Here is a 24116-nt window from a genome sequence, read left to right as displayed (position 1 = left end):
TGGCGTCAGCCCACAGCTCGCGTCAAGCGGCCCAAGGCTTCCGGCCTGGACAGATCGGCTCCGAGTCGGTACGCGCGGCGGTACGCGTCCTCGCCGAGACGCTCGGTGAGGGTGGCGACGAGAGTGGCCAGCTCGGGTTCTCCGTGATCGAAGATGCCGCGGATGACCTCGCTGAGACCGAGGGCCGTGGCGGCCGCTGTCGGATCGTCCTCCAGGAGAAGAAGTCTCGCGACGAGTTCGGCGGCCTGAGCCTGCGCGTGCGCGGTCAGGGCGGAATCGCCGTGGACGAACGAGCCTTCGATCACCTGCGGGAGGAGAGCACGAGCGGACTCGACATCCGCGCCCGAGAGGTGATTCCGCAGCCGCGCGACCGCTATCTGGTTGGCTGCCATGGACTCCGGATAGGGCAGGTGGCGAATCCGCTGTTCGACCTGATCCAGATCGCGACCGGACCGATCGAGATCACCTGTGCGGCGATGCAATTCGGCACTGATGAACAGGATCACCGCGCCCAGCCGAGCCAGGCCCTGGTCGGCGGCGAGTCGTTGCGCGGCCTCGATATCGCGGGCCGCCTCGGCGAGTTCACCGCCGCGCATTCGTTCTTCCGCGAGGGCGGTGCGAGCGGCGGCGATATCGTCCTCGGTCCCGAGTTCGGATGCCAGGGTGACCGCGCGGGCGTAGTCGGCGAGGGCCCGATCATGCTCGCCCGCCCCCGCGTGGGCGCGTCCGTCCGCGAGCAGGGCCATGCCCAGGCCCCAGCGATCACCGACGATCTCGTAGCCCCGCAATGCTTCTCGCCGGGCCTCGACGCCTTCCGAGAGCCGCCCCTCCCCGGTCAGCGCGATGTCGCGGGCGAACTGCGCACTGGCCCGCACCCACGGATCCGGCCAGGTCATGGCCTGCTTCAGCTGTCGTTCGGCGAGCTTCTCGTCCTCGGCGCGGGCGGCCAGCAATGCGGTCCACAGCGGTACGGCGGGATGGAATTCCAGTCCACCGGCTGCCACGCATTCCTCGATCAGGGTCGGCAGCGAGCTTCCGGCGGGCGGGGCTCCGGCCATCAGGGCGATGACCCGGAACGCGGCGCGCGCCGATTCCGGCAGCTGGTCCGCGAGGCTCAGGACTCCGGCGAGCGAGCTCTCGAACTGGGTGCTCATCCCCCGGATCCCCCAGTACCAGAACAGTGCCCGTACCAGCCGCGACGCGATCTCCGGCGACGCCGGTTCCCCCAGCGCGGTGCGCAGCGCGGCGGCCAGGTTGGCGTGTTCGGCGTCGAAGAGGGCGATGGCGGCGAGCTGTTCGGTGCCGCGCAGGTGAGGTTCGGCCTGCTCGGCGAGGGTCAGGTAGTAGTCGGTGAACGGCTCGGTGAGGTGGTCGGGTGAGGACGCGAGCCGGTCGGCGGCGTAGGCGCGGATGGTCTCCAGCATGCGGTAGCGCGGTGGATCGTCGGAGCTGACGGTGACGAGGGACTTCTCGACCAGGGCGTCCAGGAGGTAGAGCAGGTCGTCGGCCAGGAGTTCCTCGTCGCCGCAGACGATCTCGACGGCTTCGGCGGTCGCCCCGCCGGGGAACGCGGAAAGCCTGCGGGCGAGGATCCTTTCGGGTTCTTCGAGGAGGTCCCAGCTCCATTCGACCAGGGCGAGCAGGGTGCGCTGCCGGGGCAGGGCGGTGCGGCTGCCGGAGGTGAGCAGCCGGAAGCGGTCGCCGAGCCGCCGGGCCACCTGGTCGACGTTCATGGCGCGCAGTTTCGCCGCGGCCAGTTCCAGGGCCAGCGGGAGGCCGTCGAGTCGGCGGCAGATCTCCACCACCGGCGCGACGGTGTCGTCGTCGAGTGTGAAGCCGGGACGGATGGCGGCGGCGCGTTCGACGAAGAGCCGCACCGACGAGGAGCGTTGGGCCGCAGTGACATCCGCTGCCTCGGCAGGGACCTCGAGCGGCCCCAGGTGGCACAGTGTCTCGCCGGTGATGGCGAGGGGTTCACGGCTGGTGGCGAGCACCGACAGTTGCGGCAGCCGATCCAGCAGTGTCTCGGCGAGCCCGGCGGCGGCCGCGACGACATGCTCGCAGTTGTCGAGCACCAGCACGGCAGGGCCGACGTCGAGCAGTTCGATCAGCCGACCGGCTTTGCCGGGACGTTCGGCGGCGTCACTGTCGAGAGCGCCCGCGACGGCGTCGGCGAGCTGGTCGGGTGCGCCCAGTTCGGCCAGCGGGACGAAGAACACCGCGCCGGCGCCGGGCCGGTCCATGGCCTCGAGCGCGAGGCGGGTCTTGCCCGCGCCGCCGGGTCCCACGATGGTGACCAGTCGTGAATCCGCCAGCAGCCCGGTCACTTCCGCGATCTCGGCTTCGCGGCCGACGAATCCGGTGAGGCGGGCCGGGAGCTTCCGGGTCGCGGCTTCTCGTCGCGGGGGCGGACTTTCGAGTTCGCCGCGCAGCAGGGCCAGGTGGGTTTCGCGCAGGATCGCCGACGGGTCGATGCCCAGTTCCTCGTCGAGCCGGGCCCGCGTCTCCTCGTAGGCCGCCAGCGCGTCGGACTGCCGTCCGGCCGCGGCCAGGGCCCGCATGCGCAGCGCGGCGAGCCGTTCGCCGAGCGGATTGCCGGAGGCCGCGACCTCGAGGTCGGTGAGCACCTCGGCGTGGCGGCCCAACCGCAGTTCGGCCTCGAAGCGGTCCTCGAGGGCGGCGGCCCGCAGATCGTCGAGCCGGGTCGCGGCGGGCTGGGCGTAGGGGGCGTCGAGAACATCGCCGAGAGCGGGCCCGCGCCACAGCGCGAGGGCCTCGCCCAGCAGGCGGGCGGCCGGTTCGGCACGGCCCGCGGCCAGTTCCTGCCGTCCGCGCCGCACCAGATCCTCGAACCGATCGGCATCCACGCTCACCCCGGGCAGCCGGTAGCCGCCGGGCCCGAATTCGACGGCGCCCACCTCGCGCAGGGCCTTGCGCAGCCGCGACACCAGCGCCTGCAGCGCGCCCGACGCCTCGGCGGGCGGCTCCTCACCCCAGAGTCCGTCGACGAGCGCGGCGACGGACACATCGCGCCCCGACTCCAGCGCCAATCGCGCCGCCAGCATTCGCACCCGGACGCCGGGGATCTCGACCCGGGTCCCGTCCTCCGCATGGACCCGAACCGGTCCGAGCACACTCACCTGCACCCGGCGAGTCTTCCAGACACACCGGCCCGGCACCGGTCTCCGATCGCGGCGGGGCACAGCCGATTACCCCGGAGGTAATCGACTCCGGGCGCCGCGCCGGGCACAGTCGATCCCATGACCGATATCTCCGACGATCCGATCGGCTCCCAGTTGTTCGCCACCATGCCGTTCACCGAGGGCCTCGGCGTGCAGGTTCTCGACTGCGGCCCGGAACTCGTGCGCAGCCGGCTGGCCTGGCGCGAGAACCTGTGCACGCTGGGTGGTTCCATGCACGGCGGCGCGTTGATGGCGCTGGCCGACGCCACCGCGGCGGTGTGCGCGTACCTGAATCTTCCGGCGGGCAAGCAGGGTACGACCACCGTGGAGTCGAAGACGAACTTCGTGCGAGCCCTGCGGTCCGGTCACGCCACCGCCACCGCCACACCGCTGCACGCCGGCCGGAGCTTCATCGTCGTGGAGACCGAGATCCGCGATGACGCGGGCGCTCTCGTCGCCAAGGTGACGCAGACCCAGGCGGTGCTCTGACCCGGCTCTCACGCGATGCCCCCAAAGTTGCGGTCGTTCCAATCGGAACGACCGCAACTACTGTTCGTCCCGTCGAAAGGGACCTTCAGTGAACCGATTCATCGCCGCAGCCTCCACCAGCGCACTTCTCGCCCTCGGCCCGCTGGCCGCCACCGCCTCCGCGGCGCCCGAGCCCGCCGCGACGCCCGTCGCCGACAGCGGCTCCGCCTCGGGCTCGGGCACTGTGGCCGGCCTCGGCCTCCAAATGCTGCTGTGCCAGCTCAAGGGCGGCACCATGACCAGCTCCGCCGCCGAAACCGCGCCCCCGTCCCACTGCACCGTCCTCTGATTCCCCGAGCGGATGCCGACCCCCCTCGATCCGGCCGGGTGGCCCGGATCGAGTCTGGGCGTTATGATCTGCTCGATGACTACTCATTCCCATCAAGGATTGGGGGTTTCGTTCGCTTGTGGTGAGTGCTGATGCACCCATCCACCGCGAACGGGACAACTTCCCGACATTCATTCTGGCTGCGCGTGCGGGAGTTCGCCGTGCCGCCCTCCATGATCGAGACCGCTACCGCTCGGCGACGCGTCGGCGATTGGGCTGGGGCTTGTGCCGCAGCGGGTTTCGATGTGGATATCGATCTGCGGACCGTCACCCGGGTGCACGGGCGAGGACTTGCCGCTCGCGTGCGAGACGATCTGCGAAGTCTGGCGCCGGATCTGCTGCGCTGGCATCTGCCACGGGTCGCTCCTGACGGATTGCTGCGGCCCGGGCTGACGATGTCGCTGGCCCGGTACGGCGGCGACGAGCACGGAAACGGTTGCGGCGAAGCAGGTTCGGTTCATCTGGTGGCGCGGACCGCGCCCGCGTGGGCGGATGCCGGCCAACGGGTGAGCCTCGCGCTGTGGGACGGATCCGGTGACCGGGACGTCGGCACATTGCATCCGCATCCCCGGCCGGACCGGCGGTATCGGCTGGATCTTCATCGCCACCTGTGGGACTCCCGTCGCAGCGACGAGCTCCGAATACGTTCCGGGGCAGTGCGACTCGACAGCCCGGGTGACATCGAGAACCAACTCTCGGGTGCGGCCCCGCCCGGTTGCGCCGTGGATCGGTGGTCCGACGAGGCCGGGATCCTGCTGCGCGCCGAACGGAGTGCGGACGGCCGGGTTCTCGTACGGGCCGGGGTGCGGCGGCGGATCGTCCTCGAATTGCCCTCGCACGCAGGCGATCCTCCCGACGTGCGAATCGCCGAGCGATATCCGCGTGGCGAGATGACCGGGCTACCTGTGCTGCCCGATGCCGCGACCTGGATGCTGCCCGATCTGGAGCTGATGCGCGCGGGTGCGATCACAGCCGATCGGCTGCATCCACTGGTCGCCTCGGCACTGGACCCGGGCCATTCGAGGTCCGAAACCTCCGGTGGCGCAGCTCAGGACGGCCGGACACTGGTGGTGGAGTGCCGCGGCGAGCTGCATCGGGTGGCACTCGTGGACGGGGTGCTGGCTGCCCTGGATCACGATCCCGCCGAGGTCCGGCGAGAAGAGCTGCTGGTCGCCCTGACCGGAACTCCCCTGCCCTGTCTCCAGGCGATCGACCGGGCCCACCGGCGACCGGACTGGCTGTCCGATGTCCGGGAACGGTTGATGCACGGCGACACGGCCGGTGCGCTGACCGTTGTCGAGCGCGCTCTGGGTCCCGACGCGTTGTTACGCGAGGGCGCGCTGCGCGACGAGCTGGAGGCGGCCGCGCGCCAGCGGATCACCTACGGCCTGTTCCGATCCGGTCTGGCCAAGCCGTTCCCGTGCATGCCCCGGCCGAAGCACCGAGCCCATCCGCGAAACGCGACCTTCCGCTGATCCCCGCGATCGTCGCGTCTCTTCCCATTCCTCTGAACTCCCAAGGTGATTCACGCATGTCCTCTGAAGCCCACTCCGATTCCCAACTCGCCATCGCGGGCGACCTGCTGACCCTGCTGGGCGATGTCGCCACCGAGCCCCGGCCCAATCTCCAGCTCGAAGCCCTCACCCTGGCCGTGGCCGCCGACCTGCCGGTCCTCCTGTGGGGCGAGCCGGGCATCGGCAAAACCGCCGCCCTGACCCAACTCTCGGACGCTCTCGACCTCCCCCTCACCACGGTGATCGCCAGCGTGCACGAACCGTCGGACTTCTCCGGCCTGCCGATCATCGGCGACGATCCCGCCACCCAGGGCGTCCCCATGGCCCCGCCGGAGTGGGCCGTCCGCCTGGTGCGCGCCGGGCGCGGCCTGCTGTTCCTGGACGAGCTGTCCACCGCGCCGCCCGCCGTCCAGGCCGCGCTGCTCCGCCTGGTGCTGGAACGCCGGATCGGCACCCTGCGACTGCCGCCGGGCGTCCGTATCGTGGCCGCCGCCAACCCGCGTTCCTCGGCGGCCGACGGCTGGGAGTTGAGCCCGCCACTGGCCAACCGGTTCGTGCACCTGAACTGGGTGCACGACCACGAGGTGGTGGTGCGCGGTCTCGGCGGGACCTGGCCGTACGCGACGCTGCCCACGCTCGATCCCGAAAAGTTCCCGGAGGCTGTGGATTTCGCCCGTCGCGCGGTGTGCGGCCTGCTCGCGGGCCGCCCGAAGCTCGTGCACCAGCTGCCCAGCAGCGAGGCTCGCCGTGGCGGCGCGTGGCCGTCCCCGCGCAGCTGGGAGATGACGGTGCGGCTCATCGCCTTCGCCACCGCCGCGGGCGCGAGTCGCGACGTGCTGTCTCTGCTGGTCCGCGGCTCGGTCGGCGACGGCCCCGGCTTCGAGCTGCTCACCAGTATCGACCGCATGGATCTCCCCGACCCCGAGCTGCTGCTCGCCGATCCCGACGCCGCCGAACTGCCGACCCGCGGCGATCTGCGTCAGGCCGCTCTCGACGCCGTGGTGGCGGCCGTGCGCGGCCGCCGCACCAAGGCACGGTGGGACGCCGCCTGGGTGCTGCTGGCGAAGGCCGCCGAAACCGGCGCACCCGACCTGGTGGTCGTCCCCGCCACCACCCTCGCGAGTGTGCGCCACGAAACCTGGGACGTCCCCGCCTCGATCGAACGCCTCACCGGCATGGTCTCGGTCTCCCAGGGCGCGGACCGCGCGGCCGCCCGCATCACCGCGCAGGTGGGCCGATGACCCCGATCCTGGACTCCGAGAAGCTCTTCGCCGCCCGCCTGCTGGCCGTCCGCGCTCGCCCGTACCTCGCCACGGCCCTCTACGCCCTGAACATCGTCGAATCCCGCCGCGTCCCCACCATGGCCGTCGACCGCTACTGGCGCTGCTACGTCTCCCCCGCCTTCGTCGACCACACCCCTGTCGAGAACCTGGCTTCGATTCTCGTGCACGAGGTTTCCCATCTGCTCCGCGACCACCACGGTCGCAGCGATCGGTTCGCGCAGGCCCACAACCTGTCCGGCCCCGCCGAACGCCTCCGCATGAACATCGCCGCCGACGCCGAGATCAACGACGACGCGTTCGGCGACGGCCTGATCCAGCCCGAGGACGCGGTCACCCCCGCCACCCTCGGCCTCTCCTCGGGCGAGCTGATGGAGGACTACCTCCACCAATTCCGGCTCACCGTCACCACCCAGCACCTGGCCTGGCTCGACTGCGGCAGCGGCGCCGACGGCCTCGACCGGGAGTGGGACCTGGGCCCCGACGGCACCGACGCCCTCACCGAACAACAACGCGACGCCGTCAAATTCCGTGTCGCCCAAGGCATCGTCGGCCGGCCCGGCGATGCCCCCGAAGGCTGGCGCCGCTGGGCCGACCGCGCCCTGCACCCACCCCAGCCCTGGCGAGACCTCCTCGGCGCGGCCCTCCGCTCCGCCGCCTCCGCCCCCGGCCTCGGCGAAACCCACACCTACTCGCGGCCTTCCCGCCGCGCCACCGCCCTCCCCCGAACCATCCTCCCGACCCTGCGCCGAACCCCACCCCACGTCACCGTCATCATCGACACATCAGCCTCGGTGAGCGACACCGAACTGGGCAGCGCCCTCCTCGAAACCACCGCCATAGCCCGCACTCTCGGCGGCCGCAAAGACCTCCTCACCGTCATCTCCTGCGACGCCGCCGCCCACATCGCGGGCCCCTTCTGCCACTCCGAGAGCATCCCCCTGATCGGCGGCGGAGGCACCGACCTCTGTACAGGTTTCGCCAAAGCCGCACGCGCCCAACCCCGCCCGGACGTCCTGGTGGTCCTCACCGACGGCCAAACCCCCTGGCCCACGCACCGCCCGTCCGCCCGGACCGTGGTCGGCCTCTTCCGCCGACCCATCACCTGGACCGACGACGACACGGGTTACATCCCCGACCAGCCCCCATCCTGGGCCCGTGTCGTCGAGATCGGCTGACATTCGCGGCAACGACACGGTCGAACAACGCCGCCGCGCCATCGGATTCAGTGCTCGCGGCAGTCGCAATCACGGTCCGCCGCTCGGGCGCCCGCTCCGAGCGCGGTCGGCGACGGGCAGCAGGTGTCACCGCGCCACGCGTTGACACCTTCCCGCATCGCGATGGCGGCGATGACGAGAGCCGCGATCGGGTCGGCCCACGACCAGCCGAACACACTGTTGACCACCAGTCCGACCAGCAGCACCGCGGACAGGTAGGTGCAGAGCAGCGTCTGCTTCGAATCGGCCACCGCGGAGGCCGACCCGAGTTCCCGCCCGGCCCGGCGCTGCGCCCACGACAGCACCGGCATCACAACCAGACTCACCGCCGCCAGCGCGATACCGATCGGTGAATGCCGAGCCTCCCCGGCACCGACCAGCCCGCGCACCGAGTCGGCCGTGACGTACGCGGCCAGCGCGAAGAACGAGAACGCGATGATCCGCAAGGCGGTCCGCTCCCGTCGCTCCGGATCCCGGCCCGCGAACTGCCACGCGACCGCCGCGGCCGAGGACACTTCGATCACCGAGTCCAGCCCGAACCCGATCAGCGCCGTCGACGACGCCCGAGTGCCCTCACTCAGCGCGATGAGCGCCTCGACCACGTTGTAACCGATGGTCGCCGCCACGAACCAGCGAATCCGGCTCGCCAGCACCGCCCGCCGCTCCGGCGATGGCCCCACCACCACCGCCGACGGCAGCGACGGCATCCCCAGCGACGCCGACATCAGCAGCACCCTTCGGCCTCGGCCGCCGCACAACACGCGGGGTCGACCGCCAGCACCAGCCCGGTCAGATCATCGAGCGCCCGCCCGATCCGCGCATCCGCCAGCTCATACCGTGACCGCCGCCCCTCCGGCACCGCGACGACGAGTCCGCAACCCCGCAGGCACGCAAGATGATTCGACAGAATCTGACGCGACACCCCGATCCGCTCCGCCAGCTCGGACGGATAACCCGGTTCCCGCCGCAAGCTCAACAGTATCTGGGTCCGCGTCGGATCCGACAGGGCATGCCCGAACCGGGCGAGCGCATCACGGTGCAGCAGAGTGTCCACCCTCCGACAGTACATCAGAATCTGTATTCAGAAAATGATGAACCTTCCCGAGGGAGAGGCGGCAGCTTCAGATCGCGTTCCGGACCTGCGGTCAGGACACGACCTACGGCGGACAGCAGGACGGTCACATTGGCCCAGAAGAAGGTTCGAACCTTCATCGAGTTCGGATCGACGATGGGCGACACATAGGGGGTGAGCACTCGGGCGATCGCCAGCGCCGCGGCAACTGCGGCCGCCGCGAAGGCGATGAGCGTCGAGCTCCCCGACCAACCCCACTCCTGCCCCTTCACCAGCGCGAGCGCCAGCGCGCCGAGACCGATCGCCGGGATCAGCGCTCCGAACAGGTCTGGAATCCGAGTCACCGTCGCGTCTTTGGTGACATGACGAAGCGCCGGTACAGCGATGCGCTGGTTGGCCTATTCCTTGCCGGCGGGCACCAGGAAATGCTCGACGACACGGTGGATCTTGCCCTCGACGGTCTGGTCACCGAGGCGCATGGAAGTGTTCGCCGTCCGCAGCACGGCGTCTATCTGGAATGCGGCGAGATCGGTATCCAGGTGCGCGATTTCGCCTCGTTCGACGGCGCACGCCAATTCCGCGGACAGCACGTCCACCCATTCCTGCTGATACTGCGCGAGCTTGTCGCGCAACACGCCGGGCCGGCTGTCGTACAGCGCGAGATTCGCCGCCTGGAAACAGCCACCCTCGAACAAGGGCTGTTCGGCATAGGCGATCCAGCGTTCGATCAATGCGCGAAAGCGTTCCACGCCACGTGATTTCGCATTCGCCGGGCGAATCACGAAGTCGATGAACATGCGGCGGGCATGCTCGATGGTGGCCAGCTGCAGCGCTTCCTTGGTCCGGAAGAGGGTCTGAATACCGGCCTTGCTGAGCCCCACTTCGGCGGCGAGCCGCCCGAAGCTCAGCGCCTCGAGATTGTCCAGCGATGCCATGTCCACGGCGTGAGCGAGGACGGCCTGCCTGGTCCGAGCGCCGCGCAGGAGTCGCTTGTCGGTGATCTCACCGACAGCGTCCGATGCCGTGGCACCCACGGCCGGCGTCATCGAACTAGACATACATCCGATCGTACGTTACCTACCTGCCCCGCCGGAGCGGTCCCACACCCAGACCTAGGACGCGGCCTCCACCCGGAACGCCAGTTCGCGCACCATGATCGTCGACAGGATCGCCTGACCCGAGGTCGAGAAGTGAATCTTGTCCTCGCTCAACAGATTCGGGCGATCGTTGAGTGGATGATCCTCGGAATCGGCCAGCACCGCGTCGAACTCGGCGGCCAGCTTCCGGGTGATGTCATTGAGCCTGGTGAGCCGCTCGGCCCAATCCGGGAAGACCGGGATCACGAATGCCCGCCCCAGAGTGAACACCGCGAGCTGAGCGCCGGTACCCGCGGCGAACCGATACATCTCACGCAGTCCCGCCTCGATCCGCTCCCAGTCGGGACTGCGGCGCACGATGTCGTTCGCACCGCTGTTCACATGCAGCAGGTCGGGCTTGAAGTCCAGGATCCGACGCCCCTGCTCCTCGAGCGCCTGCGCGGTCGTGCCCCCGACGCGGGCCGTATTGAGGTAGGCCAGATCCGGATTCACCATCCTGAGCACGCGTTCGACCCGCGCGGGCCAGCCCAGGTTCGCATAACCGGGCGTCGGATCACCCGCACCGACCGACAGGCTGTCTCCGAGCACGGCATAGCGGCGCCACGGAGCGCCGAAGAGCAATGCGGCGAGGTCTGTCGGAGCGAGAACGTGAGGGTCGGTTTCCTCGGTGAGAGGCTGCGCAATCGTCGTCATGAAACTAAGCATACGGTCGACCATTTACATTCTCAACGGATGCGGAGACGCCCCATCCGCGACTTCTCCTGAGCGACACGCGCGGAGTGATACCGCGAAAATCGCACCTCGAGTGGCGGCAACCCGTCCTCGGGACCGGGTGCGTCACGACTCCCGAGCCCCTGGTGAGGCGTACATAAGCTGGAACCAGGGACACCGAACCGGCCCCGCGGAGTAGCGTGCGGTCCATGAGCGCATGCGAGGTTTGCGGTAACGATTACGCCATGCCGATCGTCGTCGAAGCTCAGGGAGTGCGGCACGTCTTCGACTGCTTCGAATGTGCGATCCACCGCATGGCACCCATCTGCGAGCACTGCAACGTCAAGATCATCGGTCACGGCGTGGAGTCGGAGGGCCGATTCTTCTGCTGCGTGCACTGCGCCGTATCCGAGGGTGCCATAGGCCTGGTCGACCACATCTGAAAGCCGGCGCACCAGCGGCCGAACGCCCTTGCGGCGCTTCGGCATTCCGGACTGCGCACCGCGGCTGCGGTGGGGCGGGCGGGGCTCGAACCCGCATGTAGGCCCCGGGCCAAGGTGCCGTTGCACCGCCGCGCACAAGCTTGGGCCGGCCGCGTTCGCGATCCCAATCGCCGATCGGCCGGTCAGCGCAGCATGCGTTCGGCACCGCCGATGAGAAAGGACACCAGGTCCTCATAGAAGTCGATGAGCTCCACATCGCTCATCTTCGGGCTGCTGGACCACAGATCCACGCGGCTGAGCGACTGCAGAAAACTCATCACCGCGATCGGCCAGCGCTGCGCGATCCGTTCGTCGGGCGTATCGGGCAGCGCGCGGCCGAGCTGGGCTCGCAGCCGCTGGGCAAGCTCGTCCTGCGGGGTGTCGGCGATCGCCGGCCGGGTGTAGTCGCGGGACACGTCCACGACGATCTTGGTCCAGCGGATACCCCGAACCCGATGTGCGAGCAGCAATTCCAGGTACGGATCGGTCAGCGCCCGCACGACCGCCTCGAGGTCGGGCGCGGGGCCGGCCTCGAGACGATCGATCCGCTGCGAAATCGACTCCACCACTGCGGAACCCAGGTCCAGCAGCACCGCGGACAGCAGGTCTTCCTTGGTGCCGAAGTGGTAGTTCACCGCAGCAGCACCCTGTCCGGCGGCGGCATTGATCGCGCGGACCGACACGGCGTCGACGCCGTAGGCGGCGAAGAGCTTTTCCGCGGTGCGGATCAGGTGCGCCCGGGTGGCATCACCCTGCCGGTTCGGCAGCACGCGATTCATGCCGGCCAGGCTACCCGCCCCGATCGGACGGGCCTGCTCAGAAATGGCGGTCGAGCCATTCGACGATCATCGCGGTCGTGGTGTCCGGATCCTCCAGCTGCGTCCAGTGGCCGGTGTCGATGATCCGGCGCTCGAACGTCTCGAAGTACTGCAGCAGGTTGTTGCTGAGCATCGGGTGGCAGATCGGGTCGCGGCGTGCCGCGATCATCAGCGCGGGCACGTCCACCTGCGGCACGCCGTCCGGGAAACGCTCGGTATGCACTTCCCAGTTCCGGAGGATGCTCCGGTACCAGTTCAGGCCGCCGCGGAAACCGCTGCGCGCGTACGCATTCGCGTAGTATTGCAGCTCCTCCGGGCTCATGACGACCTCGCCCGGCCACGTCGACTCGTCGTCGTGCAGCCAGTGGATGTACGACATCGACTCCGGATCGTGCTGTCCCGAGCGCGACAGGTTTGTCCCGTTGCCGGTGTCGCGGCGCATGAAGAACCGGAACGTGGCCGCGGGGTCCTTGTCGAGCAGAACCTCGCACTCCTGTGTCTGGAAGTACGCCACGTAGTTTCGCGGTCCGTACACCTGCTCGTAGAGCTCGATCGGATTGTGCTCCGAGAACCCGAACGGGGTGTTCAGCGTGATCACGCCGGCGACCGAATCGGGCCGCAGGTACGGCATCGACCATGACACCATGCCGCCGAAGTCGTGACCGACCACGACGGCCTTCTCGTAACCGGCGTCCTTGATCAGCGCCGCCACATCCGCCGTGGTTTCGGCGATGCTGTACTTACGGGGATCCTCCGGCCCGGTCGACCGACCGTAGCCGCGCATATCGGGTGCCAGGACGTGGAATCCGGCGTCCGCGATTGGCTGCAGCTGGTGCCGCCACGAGGCCGCCAGCTCCGGAAAGCCATGGCAGAGAACGACACACACGTCGCGGGTGATCTTCTCCGGCACCACCTCGAAGACCGCGAGGCGGGCCCCGTCGGTGTCGACGAACCGCGGTTCCGGGAGGAATACGTCAGACATTTGCAATCGCCTTTGCAGACTCGAGGCCACGTGGGAAACCTACGATTTGACGGTTCATTTCAGCTTCTTGATCATTCGATCGAGAAGTGACAGGCCGGAAGCGACCGTCCCACTCAACGGATGAACTTCCGCTCGAGGCCCGGAACGGATGTCCTGTGCGGCCTATGGTGCTGACATGAGTGCAGCCGTCGATGGGCCGGATCTGATCGCCGCTCTGGGCGACGAGATCCCGAGGGATCGCTTCGTCACCGACCCCGACATCGTCGACCGATACCAGCACGACGAGGCAGCGTGGGCGCCCTACCACGATGCTCTCGCGGTGCTGCGCGCTCGATCGGCGGCCGAGGTCCAGGCGCTGGTGCGGTACTGCCGGCGGCACGGCATCCCCGTCGTACCGCGCGGTGCGGGAACCGGACTCTCGGGCGGCGCCAACGCCGTGCCGGGATGCGTGATCGTGTCGCTGGAGCAGATGACGGCGGTCAAGCGGATCGACCGGCTCGAGCGGATCGCGGTCGTCGAGCCGGGCGTCGTCAACGATGACCTGCGGGCGGAGTGCGCCACCGAGGGGCTCTGGTATCCGCCGGATCCGGCCAGTTCGCCGTGGTCGACCATCGGCGGCAACGTCGCGACCAACGCCGGCGGCATCTGCTGCGTCAAATACGGCGTCACCCGCGACTATGTCCTCGGTGTCGAGGTCGTCACCGGTACCGGCGAGCTGGTTCGGTTGGGTCGGCAGACCGCGAAAGGCGTTGCCGGATATGACCTCGCCGGGCTGATGGTCGGATCCGAGGGCACGCTCGGCATCATCACGGAGATCACCGTGAAGCTGCGTCCGCTACAGCAACAGCAGCGGACGATCGCCGGCTACTTCGACTCCCTGGTCGACGCCGGAAAGGCCATCCGGGCCGTCGCCGACGCGGGATTGACGCCGTCCGCGCTGGAGCTCGTCGACAAAAGGTGCCTGCAGGCCGTCGATGACTGGAAGCAGATGGGCATCTCGGCCGAGGCGAACGTGGTGCTGCTCGGCCGCATCGACACCCCCGGCGCCGTCGGTGACGACGAGGCCGAACGGATGGTGCGGTCCTTCACCGAGGGCGGTGCGACGTGGGCGGCGGCGTCCACCGATCAGACCGAGGCCGACGCGTTGTTCGCAGCGCGACGCCTCGCCTACCCGGCGATGGAGCGCCTCAGCCCGGTGCTGACCGAGGACATCTGCGTACCGAAAAAGCATGTGCCGGACATGCTGGCGAGGATCGAACAGATCGGCGACGCGCATGACGTGGTCATCGCGAACATAGCGCATGCCGGCGACGGCAACCTGCACCCGCTGCTGATCGTCCCGCCCGACGACGACGCGCAGCGCATCCGCGCGCAGGCTGCGTTCGACGACATCATCACGGCGGGGCTGGAATTCGGCGGCACGGTCACCGGCGAGCACGGCGTTGGGCTGTTGAAGATGTCCGGCCTCCGGCAGGAGTTGTCCCCCGCGGTCCTCGACATGCACCGTGCGGTCAAGACCGCGCTGGACCCCGACGGGATTCTCAACCCCGGCAAAATCTTCCGGTAGGTACGCCGGCGCTGCGCTGCCGTTCCGCCCCCGCGGACCGGCGTTCCGGATTCGCTGACCCCCAACCCTTCTCGAAGCGGCTCCGGGCATCAGAAGGTGAACTGATCGCCGTAGGCGGTGGTCTGTACAACCCCCCGCACGGTACCCACCGTGGCCGTAACGAAGGGGACGGCCGACACCGGCGAGGCGCATTGGGCGACATTCAACGCGGCGTTGTCGAAAGAGATGCGGTACGGGAACACGGTGGTGTCGTCCAGGGCCGACGTCGCCGTTGTCGCGACGGTGACCTGGCCGGGCCCCAACGTGGCCGTCAAGACCTCTATCAGACCCAGTACTCCACCGACACTGGGTCCGAGGTCGATGCTGGGTGGACTGGCACTGGTTGGGGTGGTAGTGGTCGTGGTTGGGGTGGTGGTCGTGGTGGTCGTAGTGGTCGTGGTGGTCGTGGTGGTCGTGGTTGTAGGGGTCGTCGGGGTGGTTGGGGCAGCGGCTGGGCCGGTAGTGGTTATGGCGAAGCCGGCCGGGCGGGTACTGGGTGGGATGGCGCTGGGGGTGATGACGGAAGCGATGGACGTAGTCGGCACGGGAGTGGCCGTCGCAATCGGCGCGCTGACAGGGCTCGCAGGGATCACTGTCGGGGCAAGGGCGCCGACCAAGCCTTGATTGGGCTCGACTCCGACGGTGAAGCCGCCGGCCACACCGATCCCGCAGCCGAGGATGAACCCTGCGACGGCCTGACCGGAGGTGATCGGGCCACCCTCCACAGTGACCGAGTAATCGCCGGACATCTGCGCGGCATGCGCGAACGTCATGAGGAAATTCGGAGTCCGGTCACCGGGCAGATTCACCCCGACGCTGTCGACGGATGCCGTCAGATGAACTCCCGAACCGGTTACCTCCGAGCCGAGCGGCTGGGCTCGGCCCAGGTTGGTACCCCAGACCCACACGCCCAGGGTTGCCACGGCCGTGCCCGCCGCGGCGACGATTAGTAGACGCCGCAAACCTGGATCCTTTCTCGAAGATGTGCGCTAGCGCTTCTTCCAAAGTCCGATATCACAGGAACACCGCTGTTGGCTGGCAATAGAGCCTATCGGAGACATCAGGCTGAGGAGCAGTGCGGCGATAAGGCGTGTCGATCAGGGAATTCCTGCCGACGAGCCGATACCCGCCTATAAATACACTGCCGGAAAACAGACCGGGCTCAATGGATCACGCGCAACCCGCCGACCGGCACGGCGCAATCTGCACCCCTACCAGTGCTTTCGAGTGGTTCGAGTGGCGGACCTTTCGCCATAGCCATGATCTTGGGTGTCCGAATGCTGCGGTAGGCCGCACGGCTCGCGCGTTCGTTCGCGACAGCAACGTCTCGATGTATCCGCCGATATGGTCGCGGGTGATGTCGGACGCTTCGATCGGAAGTGCGTCGGAGAGAAGGTAATCGGCGAAGTAGCCGATATGGACGAGGTACACATCGATCGTCTGCTTGGCTCTGTTCTTGCGCCGATTGAAACCTCTCCAGAAACAGCGAAACCCCCTGCTCAGAGGGGGTAAGTGGGGCGGGCGGGGCTCGAACCCGCGACCAATGGATTATGAGTCCACGGCTCTAACCGACTGAGCTACCGCCCCAGACCGCTGCAGATCACCGCGGGCTCCGCGAGATGCTACCGCTTCGGTGGGGGCGATGCCCAGTCGGACCTATCAGGCGGCGGTGGGGCCGTCGGCGATCTTGTTGAGTTCGAGTTGGTAGTAGAGGATGCCGAGGCCGAAGACGAAGTTGAGCAGGAAGCCGAGGAGGGGGTTGCAGGTGGGTTCGAGGCCTGCGGCTTGCTGGGACTGACTGATGCGGGTACCGGTGCGCCAGAAGCTGATCAGGGCGGCGATGCCGGTCCAGGAGAGCAGGATCATCACCAGGAGGGGGCCGGCGACGGGGGCTTCGGGGTCGCGGCGGAGTTCGGCCATCTCCTTGTGGATCTTGTAGTACCAGACCAGGAAGTAGATGCCGAGGGTCAACAGCGGCCAGACCAGCCACACCAGCACGGGGTTGCGGGGTTTGATCGGTGTGGCGAGGGCTGTGGTCATGGGGTGAATCCTTTTGTTGTCGTGCGATTTTCGTGTCCCGGTAGAAGCCGGCTGCCAGAACGTATCCACAGAATCGTGACCTGATCGTGAAGCGTTAATCTGAGGCGATCACCAACGACAGGGAGGCACAGGATGTCGAGTCTGTTCGGGAACGTGCTGAAGGCGCATCAGTGGATCTACGAGAACAGCCACGGGGCGATCGGGCACAAGTTGCTGTTCGGGAATCCGACGCTGCTGCTGCGGACGGTGGGGCGGAAGACCGGTCAGGAGCGCACGAACGCGCTGACCTATGCCAAGGACGGCAAGAACTATCTGGTGACGGCTTCCAACGGCGGGTCGCCGCGGCCGCCTGGCTGGCTGGCGAATGTGAAGGCCCGGCCGGAGTGTGTGATCCAGATCGGGACCTCGCGGATTCCGGTCACGGCCACCGCCATCTATCCGAACAATCCGGACTACGCGCGCCGGTTCCAGCTGGCCGACAAGGTGAACAAGGGCCGCTATACGCAGTATCAGACCATGACATCGCGGCCGATCGCGGTGGTGGTGCTCACACCGCGCTGAAACGCGGAGCAGGTAGACCGACCCGCTAAGGGTCGGCTACCCTGCTGGGCAGAGGGGAGTACTTCCCACGAACCATTCCGGTCAGTACGGGCCGCGCCGTCGCGTCCCCCGGGTGGTTGCCCACGGTGTCCGCGGGTGAAGGAGACCTCGGCTGGTTTGCCATGTCCGAGGAGGTCCCATGAGTGCTACCCCCACTCTCCTAGCCGCTACCCCCGTCATCGACAGCATCGGAACCCCCTGGTTGTGGGGTGGAACGATCGCCGCGGTGCTGGCGCTGCTGATTCTCGATTTCACGCTCACCCGCCGCCCGCACGAGGTGTCCATGCGGGAGGCCATCGGCTGGACGGCCTTCTACATCGCCCTGCCGGTCGCCTTCGGCGTGTTCCTGTGGTTCAACAACGGCGGCACCCCCGCGGTCGAGTTCTTCACCGGCTACCTGCTGGAGAAGTCGCTGTCGGTGGACAACCTGTTCATCTTCATGCTGCTGCTGTCGGCGTTCGCGGTCCCGGCGGCGCTGGCGCAGCGGGTGCTGCTGTACGGCATCGCGGGCGCGCTGGTGTTGCGCGGCATCTTCATCGCCCTGGGCGCGGCCGCCCTGGCCACCCTGGACTGGGCGTTCCTGCTGTTCGGCCTGATCCTGCTGGTCACCGCGCTGAAGCTGCTGGCCGACGCGGCCGGCGGACACGAGCAGGAACTGGACGTCGCCAACATGAGGTCGGTGCAGCTGCTGCGCCGCATCTGGCCGGTCACCGACGACTACCGCGGCACCAAGATGACTGTGAAGGAAGCCGACCCGGACCGGCCCGGCCGGTTCCGCCGCGTCCTGACCCCGCTCGCCCTGGTCGTGGCCGCCGTCATGGCCACCGACATCGTCTTCGCCGTCGACTCGGTCCCCGCGGTGTACGGCGTCACCGGCGACCCGTTCCTGGTCTTCGCCACCAACGCCTTCGCGCTACTCGGCTTGCGCGCACTGTATTTCGTCCTGCACGCCGCCCTGTCCCGCCTGGTGCACCTGGCCTACGGTCTGGCCGCCATCCTCGCCTTCATCGGCGTGAAGCTGGTCCTGCACTGGGCCCACGGCATCTGGAGCGGCGTTCCGACCATCCCCACCGCCGCCTCGCTGGTGGTGATCGTGGTGGTGCTGACGACGGTCACCCTCACCAGCATCTACGCCACTCGCGGCGAGGAGAACGAACCCGTAGCCGACCCGCGGTGAGCCAACGCGGCGTCACCCGATGCCGCCGAACCGGTTCCCGCGTCCACCGCTCGATCCAGTCGATCGGGCGGTGGACGCGTGGCTAACCGCCGCCGCCACCGCACCCGCCGCCACCACCGCCGCCGCAACCCCCTCCGCCGCCGCCACCGCCGCAACCTCCGCCACCGCAGCCGCTGCCACCACCGCAGCCGCTGTGCCCGCCGCCGCAGCCACCGCCACTACCGGGGTCCCCGCCCGCGCCGCAGTTGATCACACCGCCGCTGCTGTTGACGGAACCGCCGCTGTAGGCCGAGCCACCGACCCAGCCTCCCCCGGCCCGCCATCTCTCCCTCCGGCGCTTCACCTCGAGATCGGACCGGATGCCCTCTATGAGCCCGTAACTCAGCGCGCTCACGAAGCCGATACACAGGATCACGGAAATTATGATGCCGATCATCGCCGGCCTCCTCCCCCGTCTCGCGGCAGCCGTGACCGCGAGATATAGCCGAAAAATACGCTCGGGGAACCGCTTCGACCAACCTATTTATCGGGCCCTGCCCGGTCACCGGATTCGACGTAGCGTGTAGCCATGTTGCTGAACCGTTCTCGGCGTCCGAGCATCGAACAGGTCAATCGGGTGGTCGACGCGCTGGAGATTCCGGAGGCGGTATTCAAGACCTGCCCGTGGCAGCCCCGGGAGCTGGTGGAGACCGGATTGCGGCAGTGGTTGCGGTGCTGCGGGGCGGCCATGCGCGACGATCGGGTGATCGGGATGCCGTCGCACGCGGTGGACGAGGCGTGGCACGGGCTCATCCTGTGCACGAAACGGTATGCGCGCCTGTGTGATGACGCGTACGGACGATTCCTGCACCACTTCCCGGACGGGGAGGGCACGGGGTCCGGGGACCCGATGGCGGAGCAGTTGGGACGCACCGTCGTCGCGTGGTCGTTCGTGGCGCGACCGGGCGAGGAATGCGTGTTGTGGAACCTGGACAGCGTTGTGGGAGTGGACCATCCGTGGGGTATCCCCACCGAGCGGGTCCACTCGATCGAGGCGGAGTTGCGGGCGGGCTAGTTGCCGCCTCCGCCGCAACCACCGCCGCCACAGCTGCTGCTCGAGCTGCTGCCACCGCCGCAGCCGCTGTGCCCGCCCCCGCAACCGTGGTGGCCGTGGCCGGTGCCGCCGTGGTGATCGTGGCCGCTGCTCCCGTGGTGCCCGTGGCCGCTGCTCCCGTGGCCACCGCCCAGGTGATGGCCGTGGACGTCGCCCCCCGGGGACCATCCGCTACCGCGGTCGCCCGAGTCGACGGTCCAGTCGCCGCCGCCGGAGCCGACTCCCCAGCGCTTGTCGCGTCTTCCACGTGCACGATCGCGTTCACCTCGGTTGGTGACCACCGCCACGACGACCAGCGTGAACACGATGAAGACAACAATGAATCCGACAGCGAACATCGTCGGCCTCCTCCCCCGTCCCGCCGCCCCTGTGGCTGCGAGGCTGAGGCGAAAGCTACGCGGGGAGGGGCCGGTGCGACAAGCGCATTTGCCGAGGGGCTCATCACCGATGCGAGCCCCTCGACGGCGGGTACTCCCTATGTCAGCTTCACGCGCGCCGCGAAGAAGCGGGCGACGGCGGGGGCGAAGCGGTTGAAGCGGTACTGCAGCCACGCCTCCGGCGTCACCGGCACCACGTCGCGACCGTTCTCGACGGCCTTGACGATCTGGTCGGCGACCTTCTCGGGGCCGTAGCGACGGGCCGCGTACAGCTTGTCGTAGCGCTGCTGCTTGGCGGCTTCCTCCTCGGCGGAGACGCCCGAGAAGCGGGTGTTGGCAACGATATTGGTGTGCACGATGCCGGGGCAGATGGTCTGCACACCGATCCCCTGGCCCGCCAGTTCGGCGCGCAGGCAGTCGGAGAACATGAAGACCGCGGACTTGGAGGTCGAGTAGGCGGCGAAGCCACGCTGCGGGGTGTACGCGGCCATCGACGAGAGGTTGACGATATTGCCGCCGAGGCCGCGGTCGGCCATGGCCTTGCCGAAGGCGCGGCAGCCGTTGATGACACCGTGCAGGTTGATGTCGAGCACCCGGTTGAATTCGGCCGCGGAGGTGTCGAAGAAGTCGCCCGCGGCGCCGATGCCGGCGTTGTTGATCAGGATGTCGGGCACGCCGTGCGCGGCGATGACCGCGTTCGCGTGCTCGGCGACCGCTTCGGCGTCGGACACGTCGAGCTGGTAGGCGTGCGCGACACCGCCGATCCCGGCGATGAGGTCCGCGGTCTCCTTGGCGGAGTCCAGGTTGATGTCGGACAGCACGACCTCGGCGCCCTTGCGCGCGAAGGCGAGGGCGGTCTCACGGCCGATACCGCTGCCGCCGCCGGTGATCACCAGCAGCTGGTGGTCGAAAGGCCGCTGCTCCGAACCGACCTCGGCCCGGCGCAGCGTGCGCGGCGTGTCCCCGGTGCGGAGCGAGTCGATGAGCTCGATGGTGGAGGTGGCCAGCAGTTCCGGGTGCGAGAACGGCAGCCAGTGCCCGCCGCCGACCTCGCGGCGGTACAGGTTGGGCGCGTACTCCTTGGTGTCGGCGTAGCCCGCGGGCCGCACCGCCACATCGCGGCGCGCGATGACCAGCTGCACCGGCACCTCGGTGCGGCGTTCGCGCGGATCACCCAGGCGCTGCAGGATATTGGCGCGGTAGATGCGCATGCCGTCGAAGAAGTCGCGCCGGAATTCCGGTCCCAGCTTGATGTTCTCCGGCGAGGTCTCGTTCATCAGGCCGACGAAGCGCGACCACATCTTCTCGGTGCCCAGCGGCTTGAGCACCACCCGCGGCACGCCCGGCGTCATGAACAGACCGGTGTACAGCGAGGACAGCAGCTGGGTGAACGGACCCCACACCTTGCCCTGCGACATGCGCGAGCGCACCCACGCGCCCAAGTGGTCGAGGTTGGGCCCGGACACCGAGGTGAAGGACGCGACCCGGCCGACCGCCTGCGGCTCGCACACGGCCTCCCACATCTGCACCGAACCCCAGTCGTGGGCCAGGATGTGCACGGGCGCATCGGGACTCACCGCGTCGACGACGGCGAAGAAGTCGGCCGCGAAGTGTTCGAGCCGGAAGTCCTCGGTGCGGTCGGTGCGGGTGGAGCGGCCGTGGCCGCGGGTGTCGTAGGTGACGACGTGGAAGCGGTCGGCGAGCAGCGGCACGACCCGGTCCCACAGGTGGTTGTCGTCGGGCCAACCGTGCACCAGCACAATGGTTTCTTTCACTGTCCCAGCGGCGGACGGCTCACCGTATTCGTAGACGGCGATATCGAATTCGCCCGAGCGCACCAGGCGCTCGGCGGCGGGGACGACGGTGGCTTCGGTCACGATCTTCTCCTCGTTGAGACGGTGCTAGAGGTCCAGCACCAAACGGTCCCCGCCGCAACGGGATACACAGATGAGCATGTCGCCGGCCGCGCGCTCGGCGTCGGTGAGCACGGTGTCGCGGTGGTCGACCTCGCCGGAGCGCACCCGCACCACGCAGGTGCGGCAGAAGCCCTGGCGGCACGAGTACGAGCTGTCCGGACGGGCTTTGAGCACTTCCTCGAGCACCGACTTGTCGGCGGGCACGTCGAGCACCTCGCCGGTGCGGGCCAGTTCCACCTGGAAGGCGGTGCCGTTCACCACCGGCGGCGGCGAGAACCGTTCGGAATACAGTTCCACGCCGGGCATGCCACGCACGGTGTCGGCGATGACCTGGGTCATGACGACCGGTCCGCAGCAGTAGACGGAGGTGTCGGGACCGACGCCGGGCAGCAGGTCCGCGGCGGTGGGGATGCCGTGCTCGTCGTCGGTGCGCACGGTGACCCGCGACCCGAACGACTCCACCTCGGACAAGAACGGAATGGTGTCGCGGGACCGCCCGGCATACACCATGGTCCAGTCGACGCCGAGCCGATCGGCCATCCGGATCATCGGCAGGATCGGCGTGATCCCGATGCCGCCCGCCACGAAATGCACTCGCGCGGCGGAGGATCCGTAGCCGGGCAGTACGAACGGGAAGGCGTTGCGCGGCCCGCGCACGGTGATCGTGGTGCCGACCCGCACCTCGTCGTGCACCTCGAGGGAGCCGCCGTTGCCGTCCGGAATGCGCCGCACCGCAACGCGATACGCGTGCCGGTCGGCGGGGTCCCCGCACAGCGAGTACTGCCGCACCTTGCCCGAGGGCAGTTCCAGATCCAGGTGCGCTCCGGGCCGCCAGGCGGGCAGTTCCCGCCCGTCGGGGGCGGTCATCAGCAGGCTGATCACGTCGCTGTCATGCGCCTCGACGCGGCGTTCGACGACGACCAGCGGAATCCGCCAGGCGTCGACCCGCACATCGGGTTCGTACCGGTTGACGAAAGTGCTCCAGCGCAAACGACTCTCGGCGATGAAGTCCAGGACCCGGGTGGTGCGGTCGGCGCGTCCCTTGCCGAACAGGTCCTGTGGTGGTGTGACGGGGACGGGCCGGATAGCCGCGCTCACGATGCCATCACACGCGCCGCCGGGGACTGCGCCAGATAGGCCACGGCCTGCGCGGTGGACCCGACGCCCTCGGGGCTGTAGCCGGGCTTGAAGGTGGACAGCGCGCTGATCAGCAGCGACGGGATGCCGGGCACCGAGCCGCGCCACATGCCCGCGAAGATCCGGGCGACCAGCATCGGATAGCGGTGGTTGGGCAGCGTGGGGTCGGCGTGCACCAGGTACTTGGTGCCGCGCAGCAGCAGCGCGATGAAGATCGGGAACACGATCAGCATGAGCGCGCCGCGGCGCACGTAGCCGATCTCGAAGTACTCGGCCACGTCATGGGCGACCATGCGGTGCTCGACCTCTTCGGCCCCGTGCCAGCGAAACAGGTCCAGCATCTGCGGGTCGGCGTCGAACTGCTCGAGGTCGGCGTTGATCACCCAGTCGCCGAGGAAGGCGAAGAAGTGCTCGAGCGCGGCGATGACACCGAGCCGCTCGACGAGCTGTTGCTGCTGGGCGGCCGTGGTGCCGAGCCGGCGCGGGCCCAGCGTCTTGCGGAACAGGAACTCGGCCTGTCGCACGTACGGCTCGACATCGATGCCGTGGGCGGCCAGCACCTCTTCGAGGGCCCCGTGGTGGCTCTCGGCGTGCATGGACTCCTGGCCGATGAACCCGATCATGGCCTCGCGCAGTTTCTCGTCCTTGACCAGTTCGAGGGCTTCACCGAAGGTCACCAGGAACATGCGCTCGCCTTCGGGCAGCAGCATGCTCAGGGCATTGAGGACGTGCGAGGCGATCGGTTCCTGCTTCATCCAGACCGGTTCGGTCTGCGACCAATCGAACCGGACATTGCGGGCGTGCAGGGCTACCTCTCCGGGTTCGGTCACCTCTCGGCGGCCCAGCTTCGGAAGTAGCTTCATCGGTACTCCTGGTCTCGTAGCGATTTGCTGCGTGAGCGTAGCAACATTCTACCTATGTATGAAACCAGGAGTTACACCTAGATTTTTCGGCCCCGA

General features: G+C 68.4%; 24 protein-coding genes and 1 tRNA gene. 10 read left to right on the top strand and 15 right to left on the bottom strand.

Translation table 11 applies throughout. The features are described 5' to 3' along the window. Positions 1–5: 5 nt before the first annotated feature. Complete coding sequence (locus ACFRAQ_RS07060; RefSeq protein WP_379095128.1) at positions 6–3146, bottom strand: BTAD domain-containing putative transcriptional regulator; 3141 nt, start codon at positions 3144–3146, stop codon at positions 6–8. 114 nt (positions 3147–3260) lie between these two features. On the opposite strand from ACFRAQ_RS07060, the gene ACFRAQ_RS07055 reads away from it, so the two are divergent. The 5 genes from ACFRAQ_RS07055 to ACFRAQ_RS07035 all read left to right on the top strand — a co-directional run bounded on the left by ACFRAQ_RS07055 (position 3261) and on the right by ACFRAQ_RS07035 (position 8010). Then, positions 3261–3671 (top strand): PaaI family thioesterase, encoded by a 411-nt coding sequence (locus ACFRAQ_RS07055; RefSeq protein WP_379095125.1) that lies wholly within the window; start codon positions 3261–3263, stop codon positions 3669–3671. 88 nt (positions 3672–3759) lie between these two features. After that, the gene (locus ACFRAQ_RS07050) at positions 3760–3999 is read left to right on the top strand and encodes a hypothetical protein (protein ID WP_379095122.1); all 240 of its coding nucleotides are present in this window, start codon (positions 3760–3762) and stop codon (positions 3997–3999) included. A gap of 125 nt (positions 4000–4124) precedes the next feature. After that, positions 4125–5513, top strand: a complete 1389-nt coding sequence (locus ACFRAQ_RS07045; protein WP_379095119.1) for a hypothetical protein — start codon at positions 4125–4127, stop codon at positions 5511–5513. Positions 5514–5569: 56 nt separating this feature from the next. Further along, the gene (locus tag ACFRAQ_RS07040) at positions 5570–6793 is read left to right on the top strand and encodes an AAA family ATPase (protein ID WP_379095117.1); all 1224 of its coding nucleotides are present in this window, start codon (positions 5570–5572) and stop codon (positions 6791–6793) included. Then, positions 6790–8010, top strand: a complete 1221-nt coding sequence (locus ACFRAQ_RS07035) for a VWA-like domain-containing protein (protein WP_379095114.1) — start codon at positions 6790–6792, stop codon at positions 8008–8010. Before ACFRAQ_RS07040 ends, ACFRAQ_RS07035 begins: the two co-directional genes overlap by 4 nt. A gap of 47 nt (positions 8011–8057) precedes the next feature. On the opposite strand, the gene ACFRAQ_RS07030 is transcribed toward ACFRAQ_RS07035, so the two are convergent. The 5 genes from ACFRAQ_RS07030 to ACFRAQ_RS07010 form a co-directional block, all read right to left on the bottom strand. Further along, a complete protein-coding gene (locus tag ACFRAQ_RS07030; protein WP_379095111.1) occupies positions 8058–8774 on the bottom strand; it encodes a cation transporter in 717 nt (238 codons plus the stop codon). Next, positions 8774–9103 carry a metalloregulator ArsR/SmtB family transcription factor gene (locus tag ACFRAQ_RS07025; RefSeq protein ID WP_357278432.1) on the bottom strand — a complete coding sequence of 110 codons (330 nt, stop codon included), beginning with the start codon at positions 9101–9103 and terminating at the stop codon, positions 8774–8776. Before ACFRAQ_RS07025 ends, ACFRAQ_RS07030 begins: the two co-directional genes overlap by 1 nt. Positions 9104–9117: 14 nt before the next feature. Continuing rightward, on the bottom strand, positions 9118–9465 hold the full coding sequence (locus ACFRAQ_RS07020) for a hypothetical protein (protein WP_379095108.1): 348 nt from the start codon (positions 9463–9465) through the stop codon (positions 9118–9120). Between the two features lie 54 nt (positions 9466–9519). Further along, the gene (locus ACFRAQ_RS07015) at positions 9520–10167 is read right to left on the bottom strand and encodes a TetR/AcrR family transcriptional regulator (protein ID WP_379095105.1); all 648 of its coding nucleotides are present in this window, start codon (positions 10165–10167) and stop codon (positions 9520–9522) included. A gap of 66 nt (positions 10168–10233) precedes the next feature. Beyond that, entirely contained in the window at positions 10234–10935 is a 702-nt protein-coding gene (locus ACFRAQ_RS07010; protein WP_379095102.1) for an SGNH/GDSL hydrolase family protein, read from the bottom strand. Between the two features lie 203 nt (positions 10936–11138). Between ACFRAQ_RS07010 and ACFRAQ_RS07005 the strand changes: the two genes are divergently transcribed. Then, complete coding sequence (locus tag ACFRAQ_RS07005) at positions 11139–11372, top strand: hypothetical protein (protein ID WP_379095100.1); 234 nt, start codon at positions 11139–11141, stop codon at positions 11370–11372. A 182-nt stretch (positions 11373–11554) separates the two neighbouring features. Here the strand turns inward: ACFRAQ_RS07005 and ACFRAQ_RS07000 are convergent, their stop codons facing one another. Next, positions 11555–12190, bottom strand: a complete 636-nt coding sequence (locus tag ACFRAQ_RS07000) for a TetR family transcriptional regulator (protein WP_379095097.1) — start codon at positions 12188–12190, stop codon at positions 11555–11557. A gap of 37 nt (positions 12191–12227) precedes the next feature. Further along, positions 12228–13211: an alpha/beta fold hydrolase gene (locus ACFRAQ_RS06995; RefSeq protein ID WP_379095094.1), complete on the bottom strand. Its 984-nt coding sequence runs from the start codon at positions 13209–13211 to the stop codon at positions 12228–12230. Positions 13212–13386: 175 nt separating this feature from the next. Between ACFRAQ_RS06995 and ACFRAQ_RS06990 the strand changes: the two genes are divergently transcribed. Beyond that, positions 13387–14778: an FAD-binding oxidoreductase gene (locus ACFRAQ_RS06990; RefSeq protein ID WP_379095091.1), complete on the top strand. Its 1392-nt coding sequence runs from the start codon at positions 13387–13389 to the stop codon at positions 14776–14778. Between the two features lie 89 nt (positions 14779–14867). On the opposite strand, the gene ACFRAQ_RS06985 is transcribed toward ACFRAQ_RS06990, so the two are convergent. The 3 genes from ACFRAQ_RS06985 to ACFRAQ_RS06975 all read right to left on the bottom strand — a co-directional run bounded on the left by ACFRAQ_RS06985 (position 14868) and on the right by ACFRAQ_RS06975 (position 16857). Then, positions 14868–15566 (bottom strand): MspA family porin, encoded by a 699-nt coding sequence (locus tag ACFRAQ_RS06985; protein WP_379095867.1) that lies wholly within the window; start codon positions 15564–15566, stop codon positions 14868–14870. Between the two features lie 764 nt (positions 15567–16330). Further along, positions 16331–16404: transfer RNA gene (locus ACFRAQ_RS06980), tRNA-Ile, on the bottom strand. Between the two features lie 72 nt (positions 16405–16476). Then, positions 16477–16857: a DUF4234 domain-containing protein gene (locus tag ACFRAQ_RS06975; RefSeq protein WP_379095088.1), complete on the bottom strand. Its 381-nt coding sequence runs from the start codon at positions 16855–16857 to the stop codon at positions 16477–16479. A gap of 132 nt (positions 16858–16989) precedes the next feature. On the opposite strand from ACFRAQ_RS06975, the gene ACFRAQ_RS06970 reads away from it, so the two are divergent. The 3 genes from ACFRAQ_RS06970 to ACFRAQ_RS06960 all read left to right on the top strand — a co-directional run bounded on the left by ACFRAQ_RS06970 (position 16990) and on the right by ACFRAQ_RS06960 (position 19688). Then, entirely contained in the window at positions 16990–17418 is a 429-nt protein-coding gene (locus ACFRAQ_RS06970; RefSeq protein WP_379095086.1) for a nitroreductase/quinone reductase family protein, read from the top strand. A 178-nt stretch (positions 17419–17596) separates the two neighbouring features. Further along, positions 17597–18634, top strand: a complete 1038-nt coding sequence (locus tag ACFRAQ_RS06965; protein ID WP_379095083.1) for a TerC/Alx family metal homeostasis membrane protein — start codon at positions 17597–17599, stop codon at positions 18632–18634. 568 nt (positions 18635–19202) lie between these two features. Then, positions 19203–19688 (top strand): hypothetical protein, encoded by a 486-nt coding sequence (locus tag ACFRAQ_RS06960; protein ID WP_379095080.1) that lies wholly within the window; start codon positions 19203–19205, stop codon positions 19686–19688. On the opposite strand, the gene ACFRAQ_RS06955 is transcribed toward ACFRAQ_RS06960, so the two are convergent. The 4 genes from ACFRAQ_RS06955 to ACFRAQ_RS06940 form a co-directional block, all read right to left on the bottom strand. Further along, positions 19685–20065: a hypothetical protein gene (locus ACFRAQ_RS06955; RefSeq protein ID WP_379095077.1), complete on the bottom strand. Its 381-nt coding sequence runs from the start codon at positions 20063–20065 to the stop codon at positions 19685–19687. The genes ACFRAQ_RS06960 and ACFRAQ_RS06955 overlap by 4 nt on opposite strands. A 137-nt stretch (positions 20066–20202) precedes the next feature. After that, complete coding sequence (locus tag ACFRAQ_RS06950) at positions 20203–21981, bottom strand: SDR family oxidoreductase (protein ID WP_379095074.1); 1779 nt, start codon at positions 21979–21981, stop codon at positions 20203–20205. Between the two features lie 24 nt (positions 21982–22005). Beyond that, positions 22006–23118, bottom strand: coding sequence for a PDR/VanB family oxidoreductase (locus tag ACFRAQ_RS06945; RefSeq protein WP_379095071.1), 1113 nt, complete (start codon positions 23116–23118; stop codon positions 22006–22008). Beyond that, on the bottom strand, positions 23115–24020 hold the full coding sequence (locus ACFRAQ_RS06940) for a metal-dependent hydrolase (protein WP_379095069.1): 906 nt from the start codon (positions 24018–24020) through the stop codon (positions 23115–23117). Before ACFRAQ_RS06940 ends, ACFRAQ_RS06945 begins: the two co-directional genes overlap by 4 nt. Positions 24021–24116: the final 96 nt, after the last annotated feature.

The organism is Nocardia sp. NPDC056611 (assembly GCF_042792755.1).
Lineage (GTDB): Bacteria > Actinomycetota > Actinomycetes > Mycobacteriales > Mycobacteriaceae > Nocardia.
Note: the sequence above shows the minus strand (reverse complement) of the source record. Positions and strands in the feature narration are given on the sequence as shown.